Genomic DNA, 22,971 nt, shown 5'->3' with positions numbered 1-22,971 from the left:
CCGTGGTCGATCAACGCTTTCTTGCCAGGGAGCGAGAATTTTTCACTCTGGATTAGGGCATCTTGGGCGCGCACCACGGTTCGCTGAACCGTGGCCTCATGGACACCCCAGTCCTGGCCGATGTGGAACAACGTACGGTACTCGCGCCAGAACTCCAGCGTCATCAGGAGTTGCGCTCCCAGAGGGAGTGCAGGTGGTCGTCCAGATTTGACTTTGTTGGCATGGCGTCCCTGCAACACGGCCTCCATCTCTGAAAAAGTTTCGGGGGACACACCAGTGAGACGACGAAAACTCGTGCGATTCAGCTTCAGGGCTTGATGATATTTCAGCGTGCCGACCATCCCCCACACTAGCGCACGACTTTCGCAAGAGGTCTAAACATAGCCCCTGCCTGCGCGGGGGCTGCGTGCTGGAAAGGCAGGCAAGAAAAAGCCCGCCAGAGCGGCGGGGAGGAGGGGGGAACCAATCTCAGCTTAGCGCCCACCACCTAAGCGGCGGCCAGCCCGAACACGGCGCTGCTAGCAGATCTAAGAGACGTGAAAAGCAAATTGCAGGCGGGAGGTCTACAGGGCTAGGCTCAGCGGTTGAGCGCTGCTCTGAGCTGGCTCAGTTGATCTTCAGTCAGTGCTACATAGCTGTTTGGCCATTCCCAGATTACGTATCGGGGCGGCGAATCTTTGAATGTGTCGCTGTTGAGGAAGTCCAGTATTGCCCCAAATTTCGCTCCGCCGTTCTTACTGAAGTTGAGAACATCCAAATCGGTGGCCGCACCGATGAAATCTGCGAAATGGATGCGCTGAACCCAGCCGTAGCTTGTCCCTACGAGAGCAACCGGCTCCGTAATGTCCCCAAGGAGATCTTCCGACGCCGTCTGCGTGATTTTGTAGTTCTGCTCTGGTTCTGGCTCAATGTGTGCACCACAAAACTTGTTGAGCTGATCGCCCAGATTGCCCAGCACTTGCTCGCTGGTGCTGCTCACGACGGCCCGACAGAAGGAGCGGTCAAACGGCTGAAGACCATCAAGCGGCAAATGTATGGCCGGGCAGGCTTTGATCTCCTGCGACTCCGTGTCCTTTCTCGCTAACCGCATGCACCAAAAGCGTGCAAGAACCGGTTTGGTGGGGGGTAAGTTCAGTGTGATTCACACTGGAGGACAGAATGTCCGTACTCAAGCAAAAGTTCACCGCTGAGTTCAAATACGAAGCTGTCCGCCTGGTTCGCACGACCGCTCAGTACCTGACACTTTCAGATTCAGGCTGGCTGGGTGAGGGAAAAGCGGTCATCAAGAGTGCGAGAAAAGTTTGAAAGAGGGGGCGCTGCCAGCGCAGGGCGTCACACAGCAGATCCCAGCCATATTGGGCCAGACTCATGGCCCTGCGCCCGTGGGCTTTGACTGCGATGGGAAGCGCGTCTGCGCGCCATGCGCCGATCCGCACCATCCAGGCATACGCGAGACTGAGCAGAAGAAAGATGCGTCCAATGCGGTCTGGCGCGGTCATGTGGGTGTCCTCCAAACCCAGACCGCGAGACTTCATGCCGCTGAATGTGCATTCGATCCCCCAGCGCATTCGGTAGACCTGCAAGACGTCGTAAAGGGGCAGATCAGAAGCGACGATGACGCGCTCTCCCTGTGGGGAGAGCGTCGCCACCACCTGCATCAGACTCCCATACACCCACGCCTTCTCCATCAGTCCTCGTACCTGTCTAGGACGCAGATTCTTGTACTGTTCACGCACCAGCAGTTCATCCATGCGGGTGGTCTCCTTGATGCGGATGCACCGCTTGATCCGTTTTTGATGCAGAAACTCGAACCACGCTTTGCCCACGAACTCACGGTCAGCGATCAAAACACGCCACCGCCCCGCTGAGACGGACTTCAGCAATCTGCTCACCAGGGCGATACGTAGCTCACTGTGACTGTTGCCGCTGTGCAGCAACACCTCATGGACGAGCGGGATCACGACATCACCGAGCAGCACGCCCAGCGCCAGGATGTTGATGTCGGCCTGTCCATGCTTCCAATTGCGGGCAAGCGTCCTCATGGGGAGGAGTAGCCCCATACGGGTGCTATCTCACGACGACAGTCTGTTGTGCCCAAGAAGGTGCGGTCCATGACGAAGATCAATTTGCCGTCTGGGAGCAGCGGCAGCAGGATGTCCAGGACATCCTGCTCAGAGAGTCTAGCGTCATGAAAGGTTCGGGCGACGGTCTTCGTTCTGGAATCCAGCGTTGCCATGCTGCGAAGGTGGATGGCAATCTTGCGGTGCCGCGTGGTTTCGGCCTGAACGATGCCAAAGACCATGGCGGCGACTCGGCGCAGCAGGTCAATCCGGTGGTGAGGAAGTCGCTCTTTCAGGAAGGCGACGAAGGTGTCAAGATCAGTCAGGGCGGCGTTGGTGTGCTTCACACACCCATCAGCCGCCCTCTCGCATTTTTTTCTGTGTTCCAGTCGGGATTTACCTCAAAGTGTCAGGTACTGAGGGCGACCGAAAAATCTATCCCTCAGTTTCGCGTAAGCCCTATGTTATTCTGGGGCAAGCGTGAGTCAAGAGAGTGAGCTGTCTAACACACCACTTTTTGTTGTTCTCATCGAAGGACAAGAGCGAATTCCCAATTTCCCCCATCCAGAAAAACTCCAAGTCGAGGTTATTTGATACCCAGGATAGTAGGGTTAGTTTGAGCTATCCGCTTTCAGTATGTCTCAAGCTGGGACCACCTCTCCGTTTCTACTCTGAATAAAAGCAACTCAAATCTTTGTAGATATTAATAGATCACCAAGTTACAAGCACCTTACCGACCCTTCAGAGGTTTGAATGACCGAATCCGCCAAAGACATCAACTTCTTCCAAATATTCGGCACCCTGCGCCGCAGCCTACTGCCGATCGTGGGTGCCACGGTATTGATTGGGGGAGGCACCTATCTGGTGTCACGCTCGCAAGCGCCGGTTTACGAATCGCGCAGCAGCATTATTAGTCTGTTCAGTAACGTTGGCAACCAAGTGGTCAACAACACCCTGGTCACGGCCCCGCCGCTGCCACAGGGGGCACTCGATGAGGCACTGCGATCAAAAACAGTGGCCAATGCAATTATGCAGAGCGTGACGGCTGCCCAGGTCGGTGTCGAGGCTACTGAACAGATTCGGGCAGGGTTGCAGGCGAGCCTCAACACCGGCAACACCAGCATGGTCAAGATCAATTCACGTCTCGATACCCAGCAGCGCGGCGTCTATGAAATTGTGGCGCAGGCTGGGACGGCGCGTGCCGCGCGGGTACTGGCTGGAGCCACCGTGAATGCCCTGCTCGCCTGGGACGGCGCACGTGCACAGCGCGGGGTGGCCAACGCCCGGCTCAGTATTGACGCGCAGCTTAAGGCTCTCGATGCCCGGATTGCCAGCGTGCCTGTGACCAGCCCCGACAGATTGAGCCTGACAGCGGCGCGTGGCACCCTGCTGCAAAATCTCTCACAGGTCGCGGTGCTTGAGCAAACCTCCAGCGGCACGCTCTCGCAGGGAGCCGACCCCAGCACCCCAGTGACGCCCGTCGCGCCCCGGCCGACCCGCAGTGCAGCAATAGCTGCCCTACTGACCCTGTTTGGCGCAATCGGTTTGACTCTCTTGCTAAGTTTACTACGCGGGCGCGTCAACAGCGCCGCCGATCTGATGCCTCTAGGATGGCCTCTCCTGGGTCAGGTGCCGCTGATAGGGCGGCGCGAGTTGGGCGCCGGGCTGCTGCAAGTCAGTCGCACGGGCCAAATGTACGAGGCCCTGGGTTTTTTGCGAATTAATCTCACTAGCGTGAGCGGTGAGAAGACCAAGATTATAGCCATCACTAGTAGCCGTCCTGGCGCGGGCAAGAGCAGCTTGGCAGCCACCCTCAGCGCCAGCTTCGCGGCAGAAGGCAAGAATGTGCTTCTGATTGACGCCGATCTGCACCGCCCTACCCAGCACCGAATCTGGAATATGGCCAGCACCCAGGTCGTGGCGCTGCCGGGGGCACAGGCCGACTTAAGCGCGGCGCAGGCTACCCTTCCCTTCGCCTTGCAGCACCCGGATCAGGCCTGTGCAGTGCATGATCCGGCCCACCCCAACATCGACCTGCTGCCCGCAGGACAGATGGGGCGACAAAGCCAGGAAATGCTCAACCGCCCTGACCTAGCCGAACTACTGCAGCGCTGGGCCAGCGCCTATGATCTGGTCATTATTGATACACCGCCAATTCTGGCGCTGGCCGAGACCCTCAAGCTGGCCATCAGCACCGACGGCATCATTCTGGTCATCGAGTCGGGTGAAACCAGCTTGGCTGAATTGGAGCGGGTGCAGCAGATCACCCAGCAGAACGGAGTCAAGCTACTCGGCACGGTGATCAACAAGATGCCGCGCTCGGATCAAAGCTACTATTATGGGTACAATTACAGGGACTTGCCAAAGAAGTGAGCACTTAGCGCCAACTTCTTTACTTTTATATCGTGCTGAAACGCGCAGACAATGTTGTAGTGGAGTGGTATGTGGGCTGAATGTCGGCGGCGCGATTCTCTACATCACCAGTAGTGAAGATCTGATGGCCACCATCAAACTGGATACTGCGGCGCTCATGCGCTCCGACGACGTGACCCCGTGATCAGAAAAGACCTGACCCAGTACGTTAAAAAGGTGGTATAGCAATTGAAACTTAATCATAAATGGGAGTATTCCGCATGACCCTTGCTGCTCAAGCTATGAACGTCACCGTGATCGGCACCGGCTATGTGGGCCTCGGTACAGCAGGCCTGCTGGCCCATTTAGGACATCAAGTCACTGGTATCGATATCGCCCCGGATAAGATCGCTCAGTTGCAGCGCGGCGAGGTGCCGATTCACGAACCCGGCCTCAGTGACTTGCTGGCCGAAAACGCCGAGCGTTTAAGCTGGACCAGCGACTATTCGAGCGTGAAGGAGGCCGATGTCATCTTTATCTGCGTGGGTACTCCGCCCGGCCCGGATGGTGCGCCAGATCTGAGATACGTGATCAGTGCGGCGTCCAGCATCGCACATCAACTCGGCGAGCAATGCCAAGTCATCGTTAACAAGAGCACCGTGCCGATTGGAACCGGCGACTATGTCGAGCGGCTGCTCGAAGAACTTGCGCCGAATTTCAGCGCGGCCCAGCATCTGGTGGTCAGCAATCCGGAATTTTTACGTGAGGGTACTGCCCTACACGATAGTCTTTACCCCGACCGGATCGTGCTGGGTGGCGCTGCCAAGGCGCTAGAAACGATGATTCAGCTATATGCCCCACTGCTGGAACAAAATTTCACGCCACCTGCCAGCACGCCCCGCCCCGAGGGGTACACCCGCCCCGCCACCGTAAAGACCACCCTGCAAAGTGCCGAGATGATTAAGTACGCCGCCAACGCTTTTCTGGCGCTCAAGATCAGTTTTGCCAACGAGATCGCTGGACTGTGCGAGCGGGTAGGGGCTGACATTGAGGAAGTGACCACCGGCATTGGTCTCGACGAACGTATCGGCCACCGCTTTTTGCAGGCAGGTCTCGGCTGGGGCGGAAGCTGCTTCGGCAAGGATACCCAGGGGCTGATCAGCGCTGGGCGTGAACACAATTACGCCATGCCGATCTTACAGGCAGCCATTGACATCAATTACCGCCAGCGCCAGGTCATCGTAGAGAAACTGCTAAGACAGCTCAAAACACTCAAGGGCAAGCGCGTCAGTTTGCTAGGCATGGCTTTTAAACCTAATACCGACGATCTGCGCGACGCGCCCGCTCACGACTTAATTGAGCGGCTACACCGACTGGGAGCGCACGTCACTGCCCACGATCCGGTGGCCATGCCACGTGCCGAGCACGAGTGGAGCCATCTAAGCTATACACCCGCCCGCGACCTCGACCATGCTTTCGCCCGAGCTGACGCCGTGATCATTGTCACTGAATGGGATGACTACCAGCATCTCGACTGGAATAAATTGCTGCCAACCATGCGTCGCAGACTGATTATCGACGCTCGCAACACCATTCGTCAACCACTGGATCACATGCTTCAAGCCACCGTCAAGCAGGTCGGACGTAGTGCTCCCATCTTCATCCAGTCAGTGCAGACCGTGAGTATCGTCAAATGAACATTCTGATCATTGACATTGTCGGAGTTATCGGTACTCCTTTGTTCAAGTGTTTCTTGGTGGAACGCGATGTGTTTATCGGGGTAGATAGTGGCGTCAGTCGCCGGAATAGCGCCACCACTCTATTTGCAAACCAAGGTAGCTTTCGATTTAACGAGCCTAGTTTAAGTCGGGTTATTTCTTGCAAAGGTAAAGCCCTCCATTGGGTAATGTACTTTGTCAGTCTGCTGGACCATCAACAGTACCTAGCTCAAGGTAGCCCTAAAGCATGGCTTGGGGATTTTTCCGAGGAGCAACGGAAAGATGTATGGCGATCTGCTGGCGCATCTGCAGACGGAAAGCTGTTGGGGCAATGTCAATTCTACCAGTGCACGGAGCTTCTATGATGGAGCCAGGTTCTTCACATTTTTGTCCGAAACAAGCTCTTGAGCTAGTGATGAACTATTTTACTGTAAATCAAATATGAGCACGCGCATTACAACTTCAAATGCCTTTTCTTGGAACTTAGCTGGCTCTGTTTTTCGTGCTGGCGCAGCATTCATATTGACCGTCTTTCTTGCTCGACATCTCACGCCCACAGCATTCGGCCTTGTCGCACTTGCAATGCCATTTATCGCTTTTGGCAACATTGTCATTGATGCCGGGTTTGGCTCTGCACTCATACAAAAAAAGCACATCATAGAAACAGATGTTCAAATGATTTTCACGTTGCAAGTTTTGATTGGAATATCCCTTACACTCTTGCTTCTCTTGGGCGCTCCTTTTATCAGTGTACTTACACGTCAGCCTGCCGTCTTAGACGTCTTACGTGCTCTCGCACCGCTTTTCTTGTTTCAAGCGCTTACACAGACATCAATCTCTCTACTTAAACGAGAACTGCGCTTCAAAGACATTCAGATCGCACAAATTACCAGCTATCTTGTCGGATATGGTGTCATTGGCGGACTGCTGGCATTCCTAGGTGCAGGTGTATGGTCTCTAGTAGCTGCTAATGTTGGCCAAGCCTTCTTGTTCATGATTCAGACGTATACCCTGACACGCCATCCTATCCGTCCACACTTTCAATTCCAAAGTGATCTATCAATATTTGGTATTAAAGTTCTCGCAACCAATATCGTCAATCTTATTGTTGCTACTCTTGACCGAATTCTCATTGGACGTATATTTGGTCCCGCCACACTTGGTCTATATGACCGCGCCTTCTATCTATCTAGCACTCCAACTAATGTTTTCATAGGCGCGGCACAAGGTATAATTTTTAGCGCAACTTCTAGAAATCAAGCAAATATTGAGTACCCCAGACGTATGTATTCCGCATTCTTCAGCTTTGTCTGCGCAATTTTTTTTCCTCTCTTTTTTACCATGGCAATCTTAGCCACACCGCTTCTTGCTGTCATTTATGGCCAACGGTGGATCGAGGCTAGCTTTCTACTGAGCATCCTTTGTCTCGTCATGCCATTTCATGCCCTGATGGCCCTTGCAGGACCGGTCGCACTCGGCCTCGGACGCGCAGAATTGGAACTTAAAGTCCAACTTGCCGTTTTGGTTTTTGCCGCAATCACTTTCCCAATTGCCGCACATTTCTCGCTTACCGCTCTAGCTTTCGCTATTGCTGCAATGTATGTTTTTCGCTTTTTTCTTATGACAGTTGCCACTGCACGGTTGCTTGCTGCACCTATTCTATATCTCGTAGGGCGCATTCTCATATCCAGTGTATTCGCCTTCGTTGTTGCCGCCCTTGCTCATATTATCTTCCAGGCTACACTTACCGTTTTGCCGACTATTCTCGGAGTAGCCATTGCGCTTGTTGCTGCTGCTCTCGTTACTATGGCCGGTCTGCACTTCACGCCCCATTTGCTCGTCGGCACTGCTGCGACGCAGACTTTACACGCCGCCAACCATCCCTTTTCTAAGTTGCTTAAGCAGAGACGAATATGAAAGTTGCTGTTGCCGGTCCATTTACTCTAGCCCCATTCAGGGCTTTTCTCGACAATCCGGCCGATCTCACCATCCCAAAGGGTATGGGAGGTACGCCGGTGGTCAATCTCGTAAATGAACTTCTCTCTCAAGGTCACCAAGTCACAGTCATTACGCTCGACCCACAAGTTTCAGCTCCCCAAACGTATCGGGGATCTCGCCTCACTATTCACGTTGGACCCCTGCGTCCTCGTGCTCGTTACCGCATGGCCGACGCCTACCGTCAAGAACGAGCTTACGTGACTTGGGCAGCTTCCAAGGCTGACGCCGACTTAATTCACGCGCACTGGACCTACGAATATGCACTCGGCGCTCTGCAATCCAAGCTTCCCACGCTTATTACTGCACATGACGCGCCACTCAACGTTTTCAAGTATGCTGCCGGACCTTATTATGCCATACGTCTTCTCATGGCATCCCGTGTTGCACACCGCGCCTCACGAATGACTGCTGTCTCCCCATATGTCGCCGATCATTTCCGGCGGTATCTGCGGTACCGAGGTGATATGCGCATTATCCCCAACGGTCTAATGTCCGACTCTTTCACGCCTAATATCACAGCGCGCTTCACCCGCCCAATTGTCTACGTCAGTGTCCCCAACGGCTGGGGAGGCTGGAAGAACACTTCGACTCTCCTCAAAGCATTTGCAATAGTGAGACAAGAGATTCCTGAGGCTCGTCTCCGCTTGTATGGCAAAGCAACTGCTCAAGGCGAGATCACAGAGCGATGGGCGGCGCAACATAGTCTAGGCCAGGGTGTAGACTTTATGGGCAACCGAACACACACACAACTCTTACATGAACTGCGCGAAAACTGTGATGTGCTTGTACATCCTTCTTTAGAAGAATCATTTTCTATGACTATTATAGAAGCGATGGCGTGTGGCCTACCCACTATTGGAGGTAGTTCTAGTGGCGGTGTACCGTGGGTACTTGATCAAGGAATGACAGGCGCTTTGACAGATGTGCGATCTGCTTCGACTCTTGCAGACACAATGTTATATCTTGCGCAATCTGACGAGGTAAGACTGACATACGCACAACGGGGCCATGATAAGGCGCTGAATCAATACAATAACGAGTATATTACACGTACATATGTTGATGAGTACGAACACATGCTGGGGGTCAATCGATGAAAGTTCTGCACGTACTAAATGAACTCCGTCCCTCAGGGGCCGAGCAGATGCTGCGTATTGCCGCTCCTTACTGGATCTCACGCGGCTTGACACTCGAAGTCCTCAGCACAGGTGACGAAATTGGTATTTTCGGGCCTAAGCTCGAAGAGGCTAAATACGTTGTACACCATCTTCCGTATTACCGGGGCCTCCGCTATTTCCTGACTTTTTATCGTTTCATTAAGTCTCGCGAATATGATGTTATTCATGTTCATATTGGTCGTGGAACAGTAATTCTAGCTTTTGCGGCGCGTTTGGCAGGTATCAGCCGCATAGCTTTTACCATCCATAGTCATTTTCCTACACAAGGAATAATGCGTTGGGCATTTTTTATAGAGCGCAAGCTACACAAGGTGCTGGGAATACGAGACATAAGTATTAGTACAGCCGTTGCCGAACTAGAGCGAAAATATTACTGGAATTCCACCAAACTAATCTTTAACTGGTATGACTCCGAGTTATTCAGACCTCCATCCAGGGAAGACCGCGATAAAGCTAGATGTGAACTTAAGATCCATGATGACCAAATAGTATTTCTGTCAATTGGAAATTGCGGGAATACGAATTTAAAGAATCATTCCGTGATCATCGAAGCACTAGCTTCTTTAGAAGATCGTTCTCACATAGTTTATATACATGTGGGAGAAGAAAAACTTGGTTATCCAGAGAGAAATTTGGCTAATTCGCTTGGTATATCAGAAATCATAAGATTCGAAGGATATCAAATTGATTCTTTAAAATATCTATGGGCAGCAGATGTCTATTTAATGCCATCTAGCAGAGAGGGTTTCGGAATTGCGGCATTGGAAGCTCTCAGTACTGGCTTACCTGCGGTCTTAGCTGATACGCCTGGTCTCTCTGATTTAAAAGCATATGTCGGTGATGGCGTCACCTGGGAAGAGCCAACAGTTCCAGGTTTTGCTAATCAGATAAATTATTGGAGACTATTTCCAAGTTCAATTAGGTTTCAAATGGGACAGACAAATACCCATAGGATATCTCGGGAATTCAATATTATTATTGGAGCTAAACAATATATTGATCTATACAAGTCTTTATAGGAGAATGAATGTTTATGACTGATAAAAATATTATAATTATATTAGCTGGATTAGTCGGATTTATATGGTTGCCACTTATATGTAGCATACTATGGAAAAGGCCAATTGTTGGAGCAGTTGTCCCATTTCTCTTCACAGGACTAGAAGCCATTTTTATAAATTTGCCAGTCCTCCGATTAGTGACCAATATATACCCTCAAGATTTAATTTTTGTGCCTATGCTAATTGTCGGACTTATAAAGGGTTTTTATAGTCGCTCAGGTATTAGTAAGATTGCATTATCTTTAGCTATTTTACTTGTGTATTCTATAGTTAGAGGTGTCATTCTAATTGGAACCGATCAGATAGGAGAGTCAAGAGAAGATTTATACTTTTTCGCATCTATCTTATTCTTTGCAACATCAAGTATTTCCAGAATTGATAAAGATAGATTGGTCGGCTATATATGCAATTTAGGCGCTGTACTGATACTTGTAGCAATTTTTCGTTGGGGGGCTACTATATCAGGTCTTGCAATCGCGAGTTTATGGGCAGAAACGGCGAGCCAGATAGGAGGCGGTACGCCATTACGCGTACTTAACGCTTCCCAAGCTCTAATACTCGCAATCGTATCTATCTTATCGATCAAATTCCGCTCCATTAATAGAGGATCATGGTGGCATAGAAATGCAATTTACTTTACCGTTCCCGCACTATTAATTTTGCAACATCGTACAATATGGATTATTACGATAATTGCATTGACTATTCTAGTTCTACAAGATAGGCAGTTCAGAAGGAAATTCTACAGTTATACATTGGGTATTGTGACGGTAATTGGCATTGGCGTAATCATAATCGGTGCAAAATTTGTAGGAATTATTAAATCTTCTCTCGAGGCTTCTTCACAAAGCGAGGATACGTTGTTGTGGAGATTACAAGGCTGGCAGTACTTTCTTTCAGAAGGAGCACCAAAGAGTATGCATGATATACTCTTTGGATTACCTTATGGCACTGGCTGGGAGAGATATCAATTTGGAAGTTTTGTAGACTTTCCTCCTCACAACTTTTATATTCAAGAGTACCTCAGGATAGGATTGCTAGGGATTATATTCCTATTCCTATTATACTTTTATGTTCTCAAGATCCATAGTGACAGAACAATATGGGGGTCTATAAAGAATGAAATGGTGGCTATTCAACTTATAATGTTTATTACATATAGCTCGTCACCCATATTAGGAATTATTTTAGGTTTACTTGCACAAGATGAACCTATAGAAAATAAATTTGCCTCAGAAGATGATAGAATGACTTCAAAATCATACTCTAGAATCTTAAATTTCCAAAGTGCGGGATCACCTGTGCTATTCACATCGGATAACTCTAATACGCAATAATTAACCAAATCGAGGTAATCTAGTGAAGAAAAAGTATGATACCGACGAGGCTTTCAATATACATATCCTGAACATCCTTAAGGATTATGAAGCAATAGTTCTGCACGGTTATGAAGAGTATCCAGAACGTATAAAATCTGACGTCGACGTCATTGTAACAGTAGAGGGATTGCAAAAGTGGAATAAGGCCTTAACTCAAGAAGATCTAGAAGTGGTTCAACATCTTGAACATGAAGCAACCGGACACTTTTACGTTATATCGGCGGACGTAGGCGGAGAAGATAGATTCGTGGCAATTGATCTCGCAACTGATTATCGTAGAAATGGCCGCATTTTCTATTCTGGCGAAGAATTTTATGGAAAACGAAGATTCTATAAGGATTTTATACCGGTAGCACCAACTAATTTGGAATTTGGTTATTATCTTGTAAAAAAAGTGGCGAAAGGCATATTGACTAATGAACATCAGGAATACTTATCGCGTTTGTGGCAACGCGATCCTGAAGGCTGTAGGCAGCAAGTAGCTCGATTTTTTAAAGGATCAGAAGATGCAATGGTATGTTCCGCTTGTCAATACAATGACTGGATACATGTTACAAAGTATCTCAATACACTTCGGACTTCTTTACTTACCACTCCACGCACCGATCAACCGGCAGACCGATTGCGCTATATTCAGCAAAACGCTACACGCATTGCGCGGCGCATTTCGCATCCGACGGGTCTCGTTATCGCTTTTCTCGGACCAGATGGGGCTGGTAAGAGTACAATCATCGCAGGCATATCCAAGGACCTGCAGCCCGTGTTCAGGTCGGTTCAGCACTTCCATTTGACTCCTTTGAAACGTGCGCGTCCAGGCGGGGCCGGCCTAGATGTGACGAATCCGCACGGTGCGCGCGCAAAATCGAGGTGGGCATCTCTCGCGCAACTGGGCTACTGGTTCGCAAGTTATACTGGAGGCTACGCGGCAGTAATTCTGCCCCGAAAAATTCGATCTTCTCTGATTGTGTTCGACCGCTATTATTATGATCTTTTGATCGACCCCAAGAGATACCGTTTCCGTGGCCCGTCCAGTCTTGTTCACCTCGTCGGGAAATGGATTCCCAAGCCGGATCTAACATTCGTATTAGATGTTCCGGCTGATGTACTCCAGCAACGAAAGCAAGAGGTGCCTTTTGAAGAGTCGCAACGCCAGAGAGAGGAATATAGAAAATTGGCTGCAGAACTTGGAGCCCATATTGTTGACGCTGATCGTTCCGTGGAAGAAGTAGTCGGAAATATTAATGGGATTATACTAGAGTATATGGAGCGTCGTGTGCGCCGCCGCTTCAGATCAGCGCTATTTTTCAGGAGTTAAAAACGTTGAATACATTAAATCAGCTATTACCAAAAATTACAATTGTTACACCCTCCTTCAATCAAGGAAGGTTTATCAGGCAGGCAATCCTAAGTGTTATAGAACAGAATTATGGGAACGTGGAGCATATTATCTTTGATGCGATGAGTACTGATGAGACAGCAGCGGTAGTGGCTGATTACATACATTTACCGCATCTAAAGTTTATTTCTGAGAATGATTATGGACAGACGGACGCCATCAACAAGGGATTCCGCGTAGCCTCAGGGGATATTATCGCATGGCTCAATTGTGATGATTATTACTTACCAGGTACATTTAGTACAATTGCAGAGGCATATCAAGTCTTCCCAGAAGCTGAAGTGTTTTATGGAGATACAAATTTTGTCGACGAAACTGGTGTAATTCTACGGACTAAATATGATCATATGTTTGACTCAAATATATTGTTGTATTATGGATGTTATATCATGTCAACGAGCTGCTTTATGCGTGCTTCAGTACTTTGGAAATATGGCTTACTTGATGATTCATATAAAGTGACAATGGATTTCGAGTATTATGTGCGCTTGGCATCTAAGGGAGCGAATTTCCAGTTCATCCCAAGACTGATGGCTTGTTTTCGTTGGCATGATTCAAATATCAGTTCAACTTTTGCAGATCGCCGTGCGAAAGAGCGGCTGGATATTCAATTTCAATATGGCCCTTCCCCTTCATTGAGGTCTGATTTGCGCGAAGTTATGTTCAAAGTGCTTGCTCGCGTTTTCCGTCTGAAACGCGGATTATATTTAATGTCTCGAAATTTCACTACTACGCGAGAGCGCTGGGCAGAGAGATGAGTAAAGCATCGGGAATTGAGGATCATCCTTGGTCAATGTTTTTTGATGAGTATTCGGTCTTAGCTTGTCTACCGAGCAGTCGCAATCCCAAGTTGCTCATGAATGGTTCTATATCACAGCGTTGGCGTTCGAGCATTTTATTTCCTGCCTTTCGTCGGCGTGCTCGACTACGGAAATGGACTCTACGGGTTCAGGCAGCACTTTTTCCATCTCTGTTGCATCCAGACGGTCATGAAAGGCTAGTTCTTGCGGATTTCTTGTGTGACGTATCGCCCTCACTCAAACCAAAGGCATTGCTTATTGGTACAACAGGTCCGACACAGAAATTGACTCTTCAACTAGAGGCAGTCGATGGAGGCATGTATTTTTTAAAATATGCCCACCAAGTGCTGGCACGCATGCGTCTAGAGAATGAACACCGTATGCTTAAGTCCCTGCCGCCATCCGTCACCTATGACGTTCTGAAATATGATTCTTTCTCGTCCGGGGTAGCATTGTTAGCGCGAAGTGTACAAGGTCGACCGATTCACGCCAGTTTGCCAATTGCACAAGAGGTATTAGATTTTATTTCTCGATTAAATATCCTTTCAGCGAAAAATCATTATGTTGATATAAGTGTACATAAACATCCAGTTGTGCAGGAGCTTTGCGGCTATACACCAGAAGAAGGCATAGAATCGCCTATAGCACCCTGGTTAGCAGTATTAGATAATCGGAATTGGCCACTAGTATGGTCTCATGGTGATTTTGCACCGTGGAACCTATTACTTGAGTCTGGAATCATCAAAGCGATCGACTGGGAGTACGGCCGTGAAGATGGCTTTCCTAATCTTGATTTTGTACACTATGTGCTGCAGATCAGGGCACTGGTGAGTAAGACCTCACCAATTAGCGCAGCACATGAGTGTGTCAACTTACTCCTCACCAACGGGGTCACAAATGAACGTGCAGAGGCAGTGGCCTTGACATGTATTGGCGCACTATACGGGCATTATCTTTCGGCAAATGATGGCACATTACCCAACGCTGAATTGCAGCGTTGGCGTCGTACGCTATGGGAGACATTCAGTTGAAGCGGTTGAAAGTGCTAGTGTCAGCTTACGCTTGTGCCCCTGGTGAAGGGTCAGAACCGGGCGTCGGCTGGAACATTAGTACGGCATTATCTGCCTATCATGATATTGTCGTATTGACACGCACAAAAAACAAACTTCGAATTGAGAACGAACTAAATGTAAGACCGTTAGAGAATATCTCATTTGTTTATTACGATCTACCCAAGTGGGTTTTGCGGTTAAAGCGCGGTAGTATAGGTGTACAGGTATACTACTACCTCTGGCAATTGTTTGTATTCGGTCAGATGAAACAGTTGCATCAGAAGAATCATTTTGATGTTGTCCATCATTTAACATTCGGGAAATACTGGTCGCCGAGTCTCTTGTCACGTCTCGGGCCTCCAATGTTATGGGGACCAGTAGGAGGAGCTGAGAGTACGCCGCCTAATCTCATCGCAACTTTTGGCTTGCGCGGAAAAGTTTACGAGTTAATCCGTACTCTGGCACGTCAAGTAGGAGAGAGAGATCCACTAGTGTGCCGCACAATTATGGAAAGCAAAGTGGCACTTACTAAAGCTCCAGAAACCGCCCACCGATTGAAATCGTTGGGCGCGGAGGATGTGCGTATTTTCTCCGAAGCAGGTTTCTCAGACGCAGAGCTAACATCTTTGGGCCAAATACCACTTGCGCCGAATCGACCCTTTCGCTTTCTAAGCGTTGCACGCTTGTTGCATTGGAAAGGCGTTCAGTTTGGTTTGGAGGCATTTGCATATGCGCGTTTGCCAAACGCAGAGTACTGGATTCTTGGAGACGGTCCTGAAAGAGCAGCGTTGGAGATACTCGCCCGTCGCTTAGGAATTGATAGACAAGTGCGCTTCTTCGGTCAAAAGCCAAGGCCACAGGTACTCGAGATCCTTTCGTCCTGTCATGTTCTCGTCCATGCAAGTATGCACGATTCCGGCGGATGGGCCAGTGTCGAAGCTATGGCTGCGGGTCGTCCGGTCTTATGTCTAGATGTAGGCGGTCCTGCCACACAGGTAGTAGAAGGCGCAGGTGTGAAAGTTGCTCCAATCTCGCCAGGATATGTCATTTCACGTCTAGCATGGGCTATGAGAGAATTGTTTTTCGATGCAGATTTATATACTCGTATGAGCGAGGAAGCGCGTATTCACGTTCAACAGCACTTCAGTTGGCAAACAAGGGCTGCTGAACTGGCAGATATATTATTACAGCTTACCGAAAATCACACGAAAGCCAGAGACTGATGTATACATCTTCGCTTGAGATAGCAGACAGAAAATCAGCATAGCACTCTCAAGATATGAGGCTTCAACATTGAAGATACTGGATTGACCCGCGCTGAGGACGTCTCGATACTGCTCACAGCAGCATCGATCTTATTCATCTGGGCTTGTGTAACAGGGGACTTCTTGGCACATCTTTCCCCAATCAGGAGGAAGAACCACGGACACGGGGAAGTCAACATCTTCCAGTTGGGCCTAGATCATCTCTAGGATTTGCTACTTCATCCTTCGACGACACCTTCGCGGGCATTGGCAAGGCTCGCCCCTTGTCTTAAGGGGTATTCAGGGCGGACATAATCCATGCTTCATAGTATTCTCCATCCAGCAGTCCTTTAACGAAATGATACTGGGCAAACCCAAGCAGCAAGAGGTTACGAAATGAAGAAAGCACTTATTACAGGCATCACTGGCCAGGACGGCTCCTACCTGACCGAACTCCTCCTCTCAAAAGGCTATGAGGTTCACGGCATCGTACGCCGCGCCAGCACTTTCAACACCGACAGAATCGACCATCTCTACAAGGACCTGCACGATCCCACATCTAGGATGTTTCTCCATTACGGCGACCTTTCCGATTCATCCGGTCTACGGCTGCTTTTGGAGCGGGTGCAGCCCGACGAGATCTATAACTTGGGCGCACAGAGCCACGTCATGGTCAGCTTCGATCAGGCTGAGTACACCGCCGATGTCACCGGCCTAGGTACCTTGAGGTTGCTGGAAGCCATCCGCGACTACCAGAAGCGAACCGGCACCACTGTCCGGTTTTATCAGGCCAGCAGCAGCGAGATGTTCGGCGCAGCCAAACCGCCGCAGGGCCTCCACACTCCCTTTCACCCGCGCAGCCCATACGCCGTGGCAAAGGTGTATTCGTATTGGCAGACAATCAACCACCGCGAGGCCTACGACCTCTACGCTTGCAACGGCATTCTCTTCAATCACGAATCGCCTCGGCGTGGCGAAACGTTTGTGACCCGCAAGATTACCCGCGCGGTTGGCCGCATCAAGACTGGACTGCAAAGCAAACTCTACCTGGGCAATCTGGAAGCCAAACGCGACTGGGGACATGCCCGCGACTATGTCGAGGCCATGTGGTTGATGCTCCAGCAGGACACGCCCCGCGACTACTGCATTGCGACAGGCGAGGCTTACAGCGTCCGCGAGTTTGCAGAACGGGCTTTTGCGCTGGTGGACCTGGACTATCAGGACTACGTGGAAGTCGACCCGCGCTATTTTAGGCCCGCTGAGGTCGATTACCTCCTCGGTGACGCCTCCGAAACCCGGAGGGCCCTCGACTGGACACCGAAGACCAGCTTCGAGCAGTTAGTGCAGGAAATGGTGGACCATGACCTTGAACTGGCCAGACAGGAAAAGACGTTAATCGATGCAGGTCACCAGATCGCCCTTAAGGGCGTGGGAAACACTTGATGGCCGGAATGAACAGGGACGCCCGCATTTACCTGGCCGGACACCGTGGCTTGGTCGGTGGAGCAATTCTGCGCCGCTTGCAGGCGGAAGGCTACGGCAATCTGGTCACCCGTACCAGCGCCGAACTCGATCTGCGCGATCAGGCGGCAGTCAAGGCATTTTTCGAGCAGGAGCGCCCCGAATATGTCTTTCTGGCGGCGGCCAAGGTCGGCGGCATTCTTGCCAACAGCACATACCCGGCCCAATTTCTCTACGACAACTTGATGATCGCCGCCAATGTCATCCACGCCTCGCATAAGACAGGCGTTCGCAAACTGCTGAATCTGGGGTCGAGCTGCATATACCCGCGTCTCGCACCGCAGCCACTGAGGGAAGAATCTCTGCTGACCGGGCCGCTGGAAGACACCAACCGGGCCTACGCCGTCGCCAAGATTGCCGCCATCGAGCTGTGCGACCACTACCGCGCCCAGTACGGCGACGACTTCATCAGCGCCATGCCCACCAATCTATATGGCCCCGGCGATAATTTCGATCTGCAAGGTTCACATGTGTTGCCAGCGCTGATGCGGAAGATAGTTGAGGCCCGTGAAGCCAATGCGCCCCAGGTCGAAGTGTGGGGCAGCGGTACGCCACTGCGTGAATTTTTGTACGTTGATGATCTTGCCGACGCTTGCCTATTCCTGATGCAAAACGTCTCTGAGTCGGGGCCGATCAACGTAGGCACAGGGAAAGACTTAGCCATTCGCGAACTTGCTGAACTGATTGCAAAAGAGGTCGGCTACACCGGGCAATTAGCCTTCGATGCCAGTAAACCTGACGGCACGCCACGCAAGCTGATGGATATCTCCCACTTAGGTAAGCTAGGATGGCAAGCGGAAACGTCTCTACAAATCGGAATTCAGAAGACGTTAGACTGGTATTCTTCAAACGTTTCACCTCGAATAGTGGAATGAACGGCCGTGCTCGCAAAGGGTAGAACTCGGGAGGTCTGTGATTAGCGCATAAGGTTGGTCAGGGCCGCGATGGGATCCTGACCGCGCAACCGTGCGGTCTCCACCGTGGGTTTGATGCGCATGTACGTCTGTGCCTCGATGGCACTCTTGCTGCACTGCGAGACTTTCCTCGCCATGACCACGGTTCGCAGGCTCCGTTCAGCCGCGTTATTCGTCGGTGGAATGTCCGGGTCCTTCAGGATCGGCCACAACCGATCCAGCACGTGCTATTTCAGGATGCCCAGCCGGAGTCGCTCGTTCGCTTTTGACTTCAGCGGTGCCCGGTTCAGCAGGGCGTCCAGGCGCAGGGTGTAGGACTCACCCTGCCGCGCATGTTCCGGTGCGGTCGGATCCCATCCCGGAACACCTGCGCCACCCACTGTCCATCAAGAGTTTCCAGTCAAAGCCTGAGTGCCGTCGGCAACGCAGAGCGCAGCGACAGAACTTAGAAAAGTACGGTCACTGCGTTCTTTTGGCGAGATGTCTACGTTTCGTCCGTCTAGCATAGCCTTTGCCTTCATCACGGGTCTATTGAGCCGCACCTGTGCGGCTCAGGAAGTCGCTGCCCTGACGCCGCTCTGTCCCAGTCAGGTGAGTGCCGCGCTGAGTCAACGTACCTTCTGGAGTGACACCGATCTGGCCGAATGGGCGAAATCGGCACCAGAAGGTGCGTATCTAGCCTTTGACTTCACTGTCGTCGCACATCACGGTACAGAAATACAAGGTCTAGACATCCAATATCGCGGGGGCCATGCGGTCACGGCGCTCTCACATCGTTTTTTGAGCCTGGCCTGAGTCAAATCAGGCCATGATCCAATCCCGCTTGGTTTTGAATTCACGGCATCAAAACGGCTGCAAACATCAGCCTATCCGTACCACACGGCATCGCAATCAATGATTGCGATGCTCGAACGAGTCAGGCAGGCGGGCATTCACTTTCGTGATCTTGTGGCAGATGCAGAATTTACGACGCGTGAAGTCGTTGCCTATTGTTTGGAGCATGGGATTTCTTTTCTGGAGCGGATCAAAGGCAACAGCGATGTCATTTATCAGGGTGAAACATCAAATCTAAAAAGCCTGGCAAAACGCTTCCCACCGGGCGACTGTCACTACACCGAAAAATTCAATTGGAGATCAAAGCGGGTGGCTGTGGGGATGGCAGGATCGAGTGTCGAGATCGTGATCATTTATCGCAGGGAGAAGGGGGTCTGGAAGGCATTTTTTCTGATCAGCACATTTGAGCAGTCAGACATTACATTGGTAGAACTGCTGCGGGCTTGGAAAGCCCGCTGGGGGATCGAAGTCATTCACCGCCTTGTTAAACAGAACTTGAGTTTCGGCCAGTGTCGTTACCGTGACATCCGGGCACGAGGCCACCAAATTCCGGGGGCTAGGCCGCTTTTCTGAAGTCCGGGTACCACTGTCGAAACAGGTCTTCAAGTTCGTTGTTGAGCACCCGCGTCCTGATTTGAAGCAGCAGGTGGGCACCACGCGGCGTCCAACCCATCAACTGCTTCTTGACGAACCGCTTGCTGATGACCTGATTGACCGCCGATTCGACAAAGCCCGTTGAGACGCGCTCGCCCGCCCGATACCGCTCGCCATAGTTCACCATGTAGACTTTGTTGTTACCGATGTAGCCGATCATTTCCGTCACATACTTTTGCATCTTCCGAATGCAGGCGAGATCGACCTGTGACCTGTCCAGCGTGCTGGACAGGTCCATTTCTAGGTCACTGAGTTCCTCGCAGCCCTGATTCACGTGATTGTGCCAGAGATGGTGTTTGGCTCGCTCCAATCGTTCAGGAACGTCGTTCAGTTCCTCAATCTCCCCGGGGAGGCCCCTGGCCATCTGGCCGAGTACGGTCAAGCGCATGGTCACATGAAACCAGTCCAGCACGTGTTCAGCGTTCGGGCTGAGGTAGAGCTGGAGATTCCGGACGTTGTCGCCTCCATCCGACATGAATGTCACCTTCTGGTTTTCCTGCATGCCCTGCGAGCGCAGCATCTCGAACAGCGGTCGGCGGGGCTTCTGGTCATGAGTGGTGACAAAGGCGAAGGTCTTGCTACTCTGCTGATTCCCGATTTGATCGCGCTGGAAGGCCAGAATACTTTTCCCAGTAATGACCTCAAACCACCCCTTTCTCCTGGCCCGCACAAAGCCACCGTCGATTCCGACGGTTAGGGGGCCATCTGGCATTGGAAGCGTGTCCCAGTCCTGCTGACAGCCCTCGACAAAGAACGCCTGCTCCGCGCCCAGGGCATCTTCGGCCCGCTGGGCCACCTGGTGGACGTGCTTCCGAACCGTCTCTGCATTTAACGTCTTGCCCATGGGCAAGACGTCTCTCAGCAAATTCACCGTGGCCCCGTAGGACACCATCGACGCCCATTTGGTCTGTAAGAACAGCAGCTCGGGTGTGGTGTTCTCGGGCATCAAACTGGACAATGGACTGAAGGTGCCGCCCTGGACATCGCACGCGCAGCGCCACCACCTTGGACTGTTCACCGGAATATCGCCATAAACCGTGTGCAGCAAGACGTGATGGTGGCCCTTCGTGCGACGCTGAATGCCGCATTCCGGACACGGACGGACCCCTTCGAGCTGCTGGCTGATCTGCTGCTCGACCAGGACTGCCTGAAGAGCGTTCAGGACAGTCTTTCCCTCTTCAAGGCTTAAACCGAGTGTCTCGAAATTCAGCGCTCCTCGTTCGAAGCTGCCCACCTCGTAGACCATCTCCTGATCGTCCTCAACCAGCGTCAACTGAAGCCTGATCTGCATGTTCCACCTCCCGGAGTCGCCGGTTCACGGCCTTGCGGTCAAACTGATCTGGGGCAAAGCGCTGCCGGAACCGGAGGCGCTCGAGTGCATCCAAGAGGTCTTCGTCCTCACGCAAGACGCGGGCGTCTTGCCCGTCTGCCACGCTGAGGATAGCTTCACTGATCAGCACCATGTCCTCCATTGCGCTGAGCGAGAGGCGCTCCAAGACACCTTTGCGGTGGCCCTGAGGGCCACCGCAATCTTCGGGCGGACACGAATGCCGTCCAGTAACGCAGCGCGGGTACTTCTTTTTTAAATCGAGTGGCAGGACGCGTTCCAGACGCAGATCGTGTTGCCAGAAATCCTCGAAGTCATATTCGTACTGGAGGCGCTCTCCGGCGCGCAGCTTGAACTGATCGAGCCGAACGGCCTTTGGATCTGTGGTAAACACGATGCCACCCTCGTAAGAGGTGCCATAGTCGCGCCCGTGAATCCTGAATTTGTGAAGATGGGTATCTTCCCAGCCCATGGCGACTTGCACCACCTGGTGCAGCAAGGCGATGCTGGTGTCACTCCTGACCAGCACCCGTCGCCAGACGGTGGGTTCGACTTCGCGCAGGACGATATTGAGCTGATAGACCACCACTTCAGCCGCCATAGGCCGGCGTATCTCAGAGATGTTCGGGTCAGGAGTTCGCCAAACGACGGAAAGGCGAAATGATTCCCCTCGCCTCCACACTTCAGCAGGGCTGGAACCGCGCCAGCAGCGAGGGATTGCATGCCGTCATCCGAGAAGGCGAAATCCAAGATGGTCACGCAACTCGTCCGGCTGGCCCGGAAGGAACACCTGAGCTATGACGAATTCGGGTACATCTGCCAGCAGGCCCGGAAGAAACTCAAGCTCAAGAAGCCGAAGCGGGAACAGCGTTTACCACAGTTGCTCACGTCCGAGGAACTCGGACGCTTCTTCCAGGCGGTGCGCGAGGGTGGCCGCGTCGAACACGAAATCATCCTCAAGCTGCTGTTCTTCACCGCCGTACGCGTGGGTGAACTGGTCAAGATCGAGGTGAATGATGTTGACCTCGCGGCCTGCAAGATCTTCGTGGATCAGGGCAAGGGCAGCAAGGACCGCTACATCTTGTTCCCACAAACCTTCAGCCTGGTCCTCCGGGCCCACCTCGCGGCCCATCCAAACTTCGGGTGCTAGGGGATACTGAGTCGAGAAAAGCGGAAACTCAGGTATGCCTACCAACGAGCTTCCGCTGGTTCAATCTACCGTCGAAGACCTGTTTTTACTCGTGTACGTCTACATTGATGATTACTTGAAGGCCGCTGAGGTCAGCGGCCTGTTCACGCTCCCCAGGGAGCCGCATCAAAAAGGCACCTACGCCGAGATCATGACGATTGCGCTGGTTGGCGAACTCCTGGGTCAGCCATCACAGCAAAAATGGCTCGCACAGGTCCGCTTCACCTACCGTCCGCTCTTTCCCTGCCTCCCGGACCGCACCCGTTACCTGCGGATTCAGCTTAACTTGGAGCG

The 22,971-nt window shown here is 51.5% G+C and carries 21 protein-coding genes and 2 pseudogenes; 17 read left to right on the top strand and 6 right to left on the bottom strand.

The window, feature by feature from the left end; translation table 11 throughout:
- From BOO71_RS27385 to BOO71_RS23610, 3 genes and pseudogenes are all read right to left on the bottom strand, one after another.
- The coding region (locus BOO71_RS27385) for a transposase family protein (protein ID WP_139323164.1) at window positions 1–341 on the bottom strand (341 nt) is incomplete at its 3' end.
- 236 nt (window positions 342–577) lie between these two features.
- Window positions 578–958 carry an alginate O-acetyltransferase AlgX-related protein gene (locus tag BOO71_RS23615; protein WP_075836709.1) on the bottom strand — a complete coding sequence of 127 codons (381 nt, stop codon included), beginning with the start codon at window positions 956–958 and terminating at the stop codon, window positions 578–580.
- A gap of 271 nt (window positions 959–1,229) precedes the next feature.
- Window positions 1,230–2,407: pseudogene (locus BOO71_RS23610) on the bottom strand (transposase).
- A gap of 406 nt (window positions 2,408–2,813) precedes the next feature.
- Here BOO71_RS23610 and BOO71_RS23605 point away from each other — a divergent pair.
- From BOO71_RS23605 to BOO71_RS23555, 13 genes are all read left to right on the top strand, one after another.
- Window positions 2,814–4,433, top strand: a complete 1,620-nt coding sequence (locus BOO71_RS23605; RefSeq protein WP_075836708.1) for a polysaccharide biosynthesis tyrosine autokinase — start codon at window positions 2,814–2,816, stop codon at window positions 4,431–4,433.
- Window positions 4,434–4,693: 260 nt separating this feature from the next.
- Window positions 4,694–6,109 carry a UDP-glucose dehydrogenase family protein gene (locus BOO71_RS23600; RefSeq protein WP_254843279.1) on the top strand — a complete coding sequence of 472 codons (1,416 nt, stop codon included), beginning with the start codon at window positions 4,694–4,696 and terminating at the stop codon, window positions 6,107–6,109.
- Window positions 6,106–6,495 (top strand): hypothetical protein, encoded by a 390-nt coding sequence (locus tag BOO71_RS27375; protein WP_139323162.1) that lies wholly within the window; start codon window positions 6,106–6,108, stop codon window positions 6,493–6,495. The genes BOO71_RS23600 and BOO71_RS27375 overlap by 4 nt, the downstream gene beginning before the upstream one ends.
- 76 nt (window positions 6,496–6,571) lie before the next feature.
- On the top strand, window positions 6,572–8,047 hold the full coding sequence (locus tag BOO71_RS23595; RefSeq protein WP_075836706.1) for a lipopolysaccharide biosynthesis protein: 1,476 nt from the start codon (window positions 6,572–6,574) through the stop codon (window positions 8,045–8,047).
- Window positions 8,044–9,225: a glycosyltransferase family 4 protein gene (locus BOO71_RS23590; RefSeq protein ID WP_075836705.1), complete on the top strand. Its 1,182-nt coding sequence runs from the start codon at window positions 8,044–8,046 to the stop codon at window positions 9,223–9,225. Before BOO71_RS23595 ends, BOO71_RS23590 begins: the two co-directional genes overlap by 4 nt.
- A complete protein-coding gene (locus BOO71_RS23585) occupies window positions 9,222–10,325 on the top strand; it encodes a glycosyltransferase (RefSeq protein ID WP_075836704.1) in 1,104 nt (367 codons plus the stop codon). Before BOO71_RS23590 ends, BOO71_RS23585 begins: the two co-directional genes overlap by 4 nt.
- A gap of 14 nt (window positions 10,326–10,339) precedes the next feature.
- Window positions 10,340–11,704: a hypothetical protein gene (locus BOO71_RS27370; protein ID WP_139323161.1), complete on the top strand. Its 1,365-nt coding sequence runs from the start codon at window positions 10,340–10,342 to the stop codon at window positions 11,702–11,704.
- 22 nt (window positions 11,705–11,726) lie between these two features.
- A complete protein-coding gene (locus BOO71_RS27365; RefSeq protein WP_139323160.1) occupies window positions 11,727–13,061 on the top strand; it encodes a dTMP kinase in 1,335 nt (444 codons plus the stop codon).
- Between the two features lie 5 nt (window positions 13,062–13,066).
- Complete coding sequence (locus BOO71_RS23570) at window positions 13,067–13,900, top strand: glycosyltransferase family 2 protein (RefSeq protein ID WP_075836701.1); 834 nt, start codon at window positions 13,067–13,069, stop codon at window positions 13,898–13,900.
- Window positions 13,897–14,973 carry a hypothetical protein gene (locus BOO71_RS27360; protein WP_139323159.1) on the top strand — a complete coding sequence of 359 codons (1,077 nt, stop codon included), beginning with the start codon at window positions 13,897–13,899 and terminating at the stop codon, window positions 14,971–14,973. The genes BOO71_RS23570 and BOO71_RS27360 overlap by 4 nt, the downstream gene beginning before the upstream one ends.
- Window positions 14,955–16,217, top strand: a complete 1,263-nt coding sequence (locus tag BOO71_RS23565) for a glycosyltransferase family 4 protein (RefSeq protein ID WP_083653779.1) — start codon at window positions 14,955–14,957, stop codon at window positions 16,215–16,217. The genes BOO71_RS27360 and BOO71_RS23565 overlap by 19 nt, the downstream gene beginning before the upstream one ends.
- Window positions 16,218–16,634: 417 nt before the next feature.
- Entirely contained in the window at window positions 16,635–17,681 is a 1,047-nt protein-coding gene (gene gmd / locus BOO71_RS23560; RefSeq protein ID WP_075836700.1) for a GDP-mannose 4,6-dehydratase, read from the top strand.
- 8 nt (window positions 17,682–17,689) lie between these two features.
- A complete protein-coding gene (locus BOO71_RS23555; protein WP_075836710.1) occupies window positions 17,690–18,634 on the top strand; it encodes a GDP-L-fucose synthase family protein in 945 nt (314 codons plus the stop codon).
- 41 nt (window positions 18,635–18,675) lie between these two features.
- Here BOO71_RS23555 and BOO71_RS28930 read toward each other — a convergent pair whose 3' ends face one another.
- A complete protein-coding gene (locus BOO71_RS28930) occupies window positions 18,676–18,897 on the bottom strand; it encodes an IS66 family transposase (protein ID WP_075836699.1) in 222 nt (73 codons plus the stop codon).
- Window positions 18,898–19,153: 256 nt separating this feature from the next.
- Here BOO71_RS28930 and BOO71_RS27350 point away from each other — a divergent pair, with 256 nt between their 5' ends.
- Window positions 19,154–19,468, top strand: coding sequence for a hypothetical protein (locus BOO71_RS27350; protein WP_139323158.1), 315 nt, complete (start codon window positions 19,154–19,156; stop codon window positions 19,466–19,468).
- A 99-nt stretch (window positions 19,469–19,567) separates the two neighbouring features.
- A complete protein-coding gene (locus BOO71_RS23545; RefSeq protein ID WP_075836698.1) occupies window positions 19,568–20,080 on the top strand; it encodes a transposase in 513 nt (170 codons plus the stop codon).
- On the opposite strand, the gene BOO71_RS23540 is transcribed toward BOO71_RS23545, so the two are convergent.
- Both BOO71_RS23540 and BOO71_RS23535 read right to left on the bottom strand, forming a co-directional pair.
- Window positions 20,064–21,452: an ISKra4 family transposase gene (locus tag BOO71_RS23540; protein ID WP_075836697.1), complete on the bottom strand. Its 1,389-nt coding sequence runs from the start codon at window positions 21,450–21,452 to the stop codon at window positions 20,064–20,066. The two genes, BOO71_RS23545 and BOO71_RS23540, sit on opposite strands and share 17 nt — an antisense overlap.
- Window positions 21,421–22,089 carry a plasmid pRiA4b ORF-3 family protein gene (locus BOO71_RS23535; RefSeq protein WP_075836696.1) on the bottom strand — a complete coding sequence of 223 codons (669 nt, stop codon included), beginning with the start codon at window positions 22,087–22,089 and terminating at the stop codon, window positions 21,421–21,423. The genes BOO71_RS23540 and BOO71_RS23535 overlap by 32 nt, the downstream gene beginning before the upstream one ends.
- 120 nt (window positions 22,090–22,209) lie before the next feature.
- On the opposite strand from BOO71_RS23535, the gene BOO71_RS23530 reads away from it, so the two are divergent.
- Both BOO71_RS23530 and BOO71_RS23525 read left to right on the top strand, forming a co-directional pair.
- Entirely contained in the window at window positions 22,210–22,638 is a 429-nt protein-coding gene (locus BOO71_RS23530) for a tyrosine-type recombinase/integrase (RefSeq protein WP_083653778.1), read from the top strand.
- A 34-nt stretch (window positions 22,639–22,672) separates the two neighbouring features.
- Window positions 22,673–22,971: pseudogene (locus BOO71_RS23525) on the top strand (transposase); the annotation flags it as partial.

It is taken from the genome of Deinococcus marmoris (assembly GCF_001949125.1).
Taxonomy (GTDB): Bacteria; Deinococcota; Deinococci; order Deinococcales; family Deinococcaceae; genus Deinococcus; species Deinococcus marmoris_A.
The sequence above is the reverse complement of the archived record's forward strand: the minus strand, read 5'-3'. Positions and strand labels throughout refer to the sequence as shown.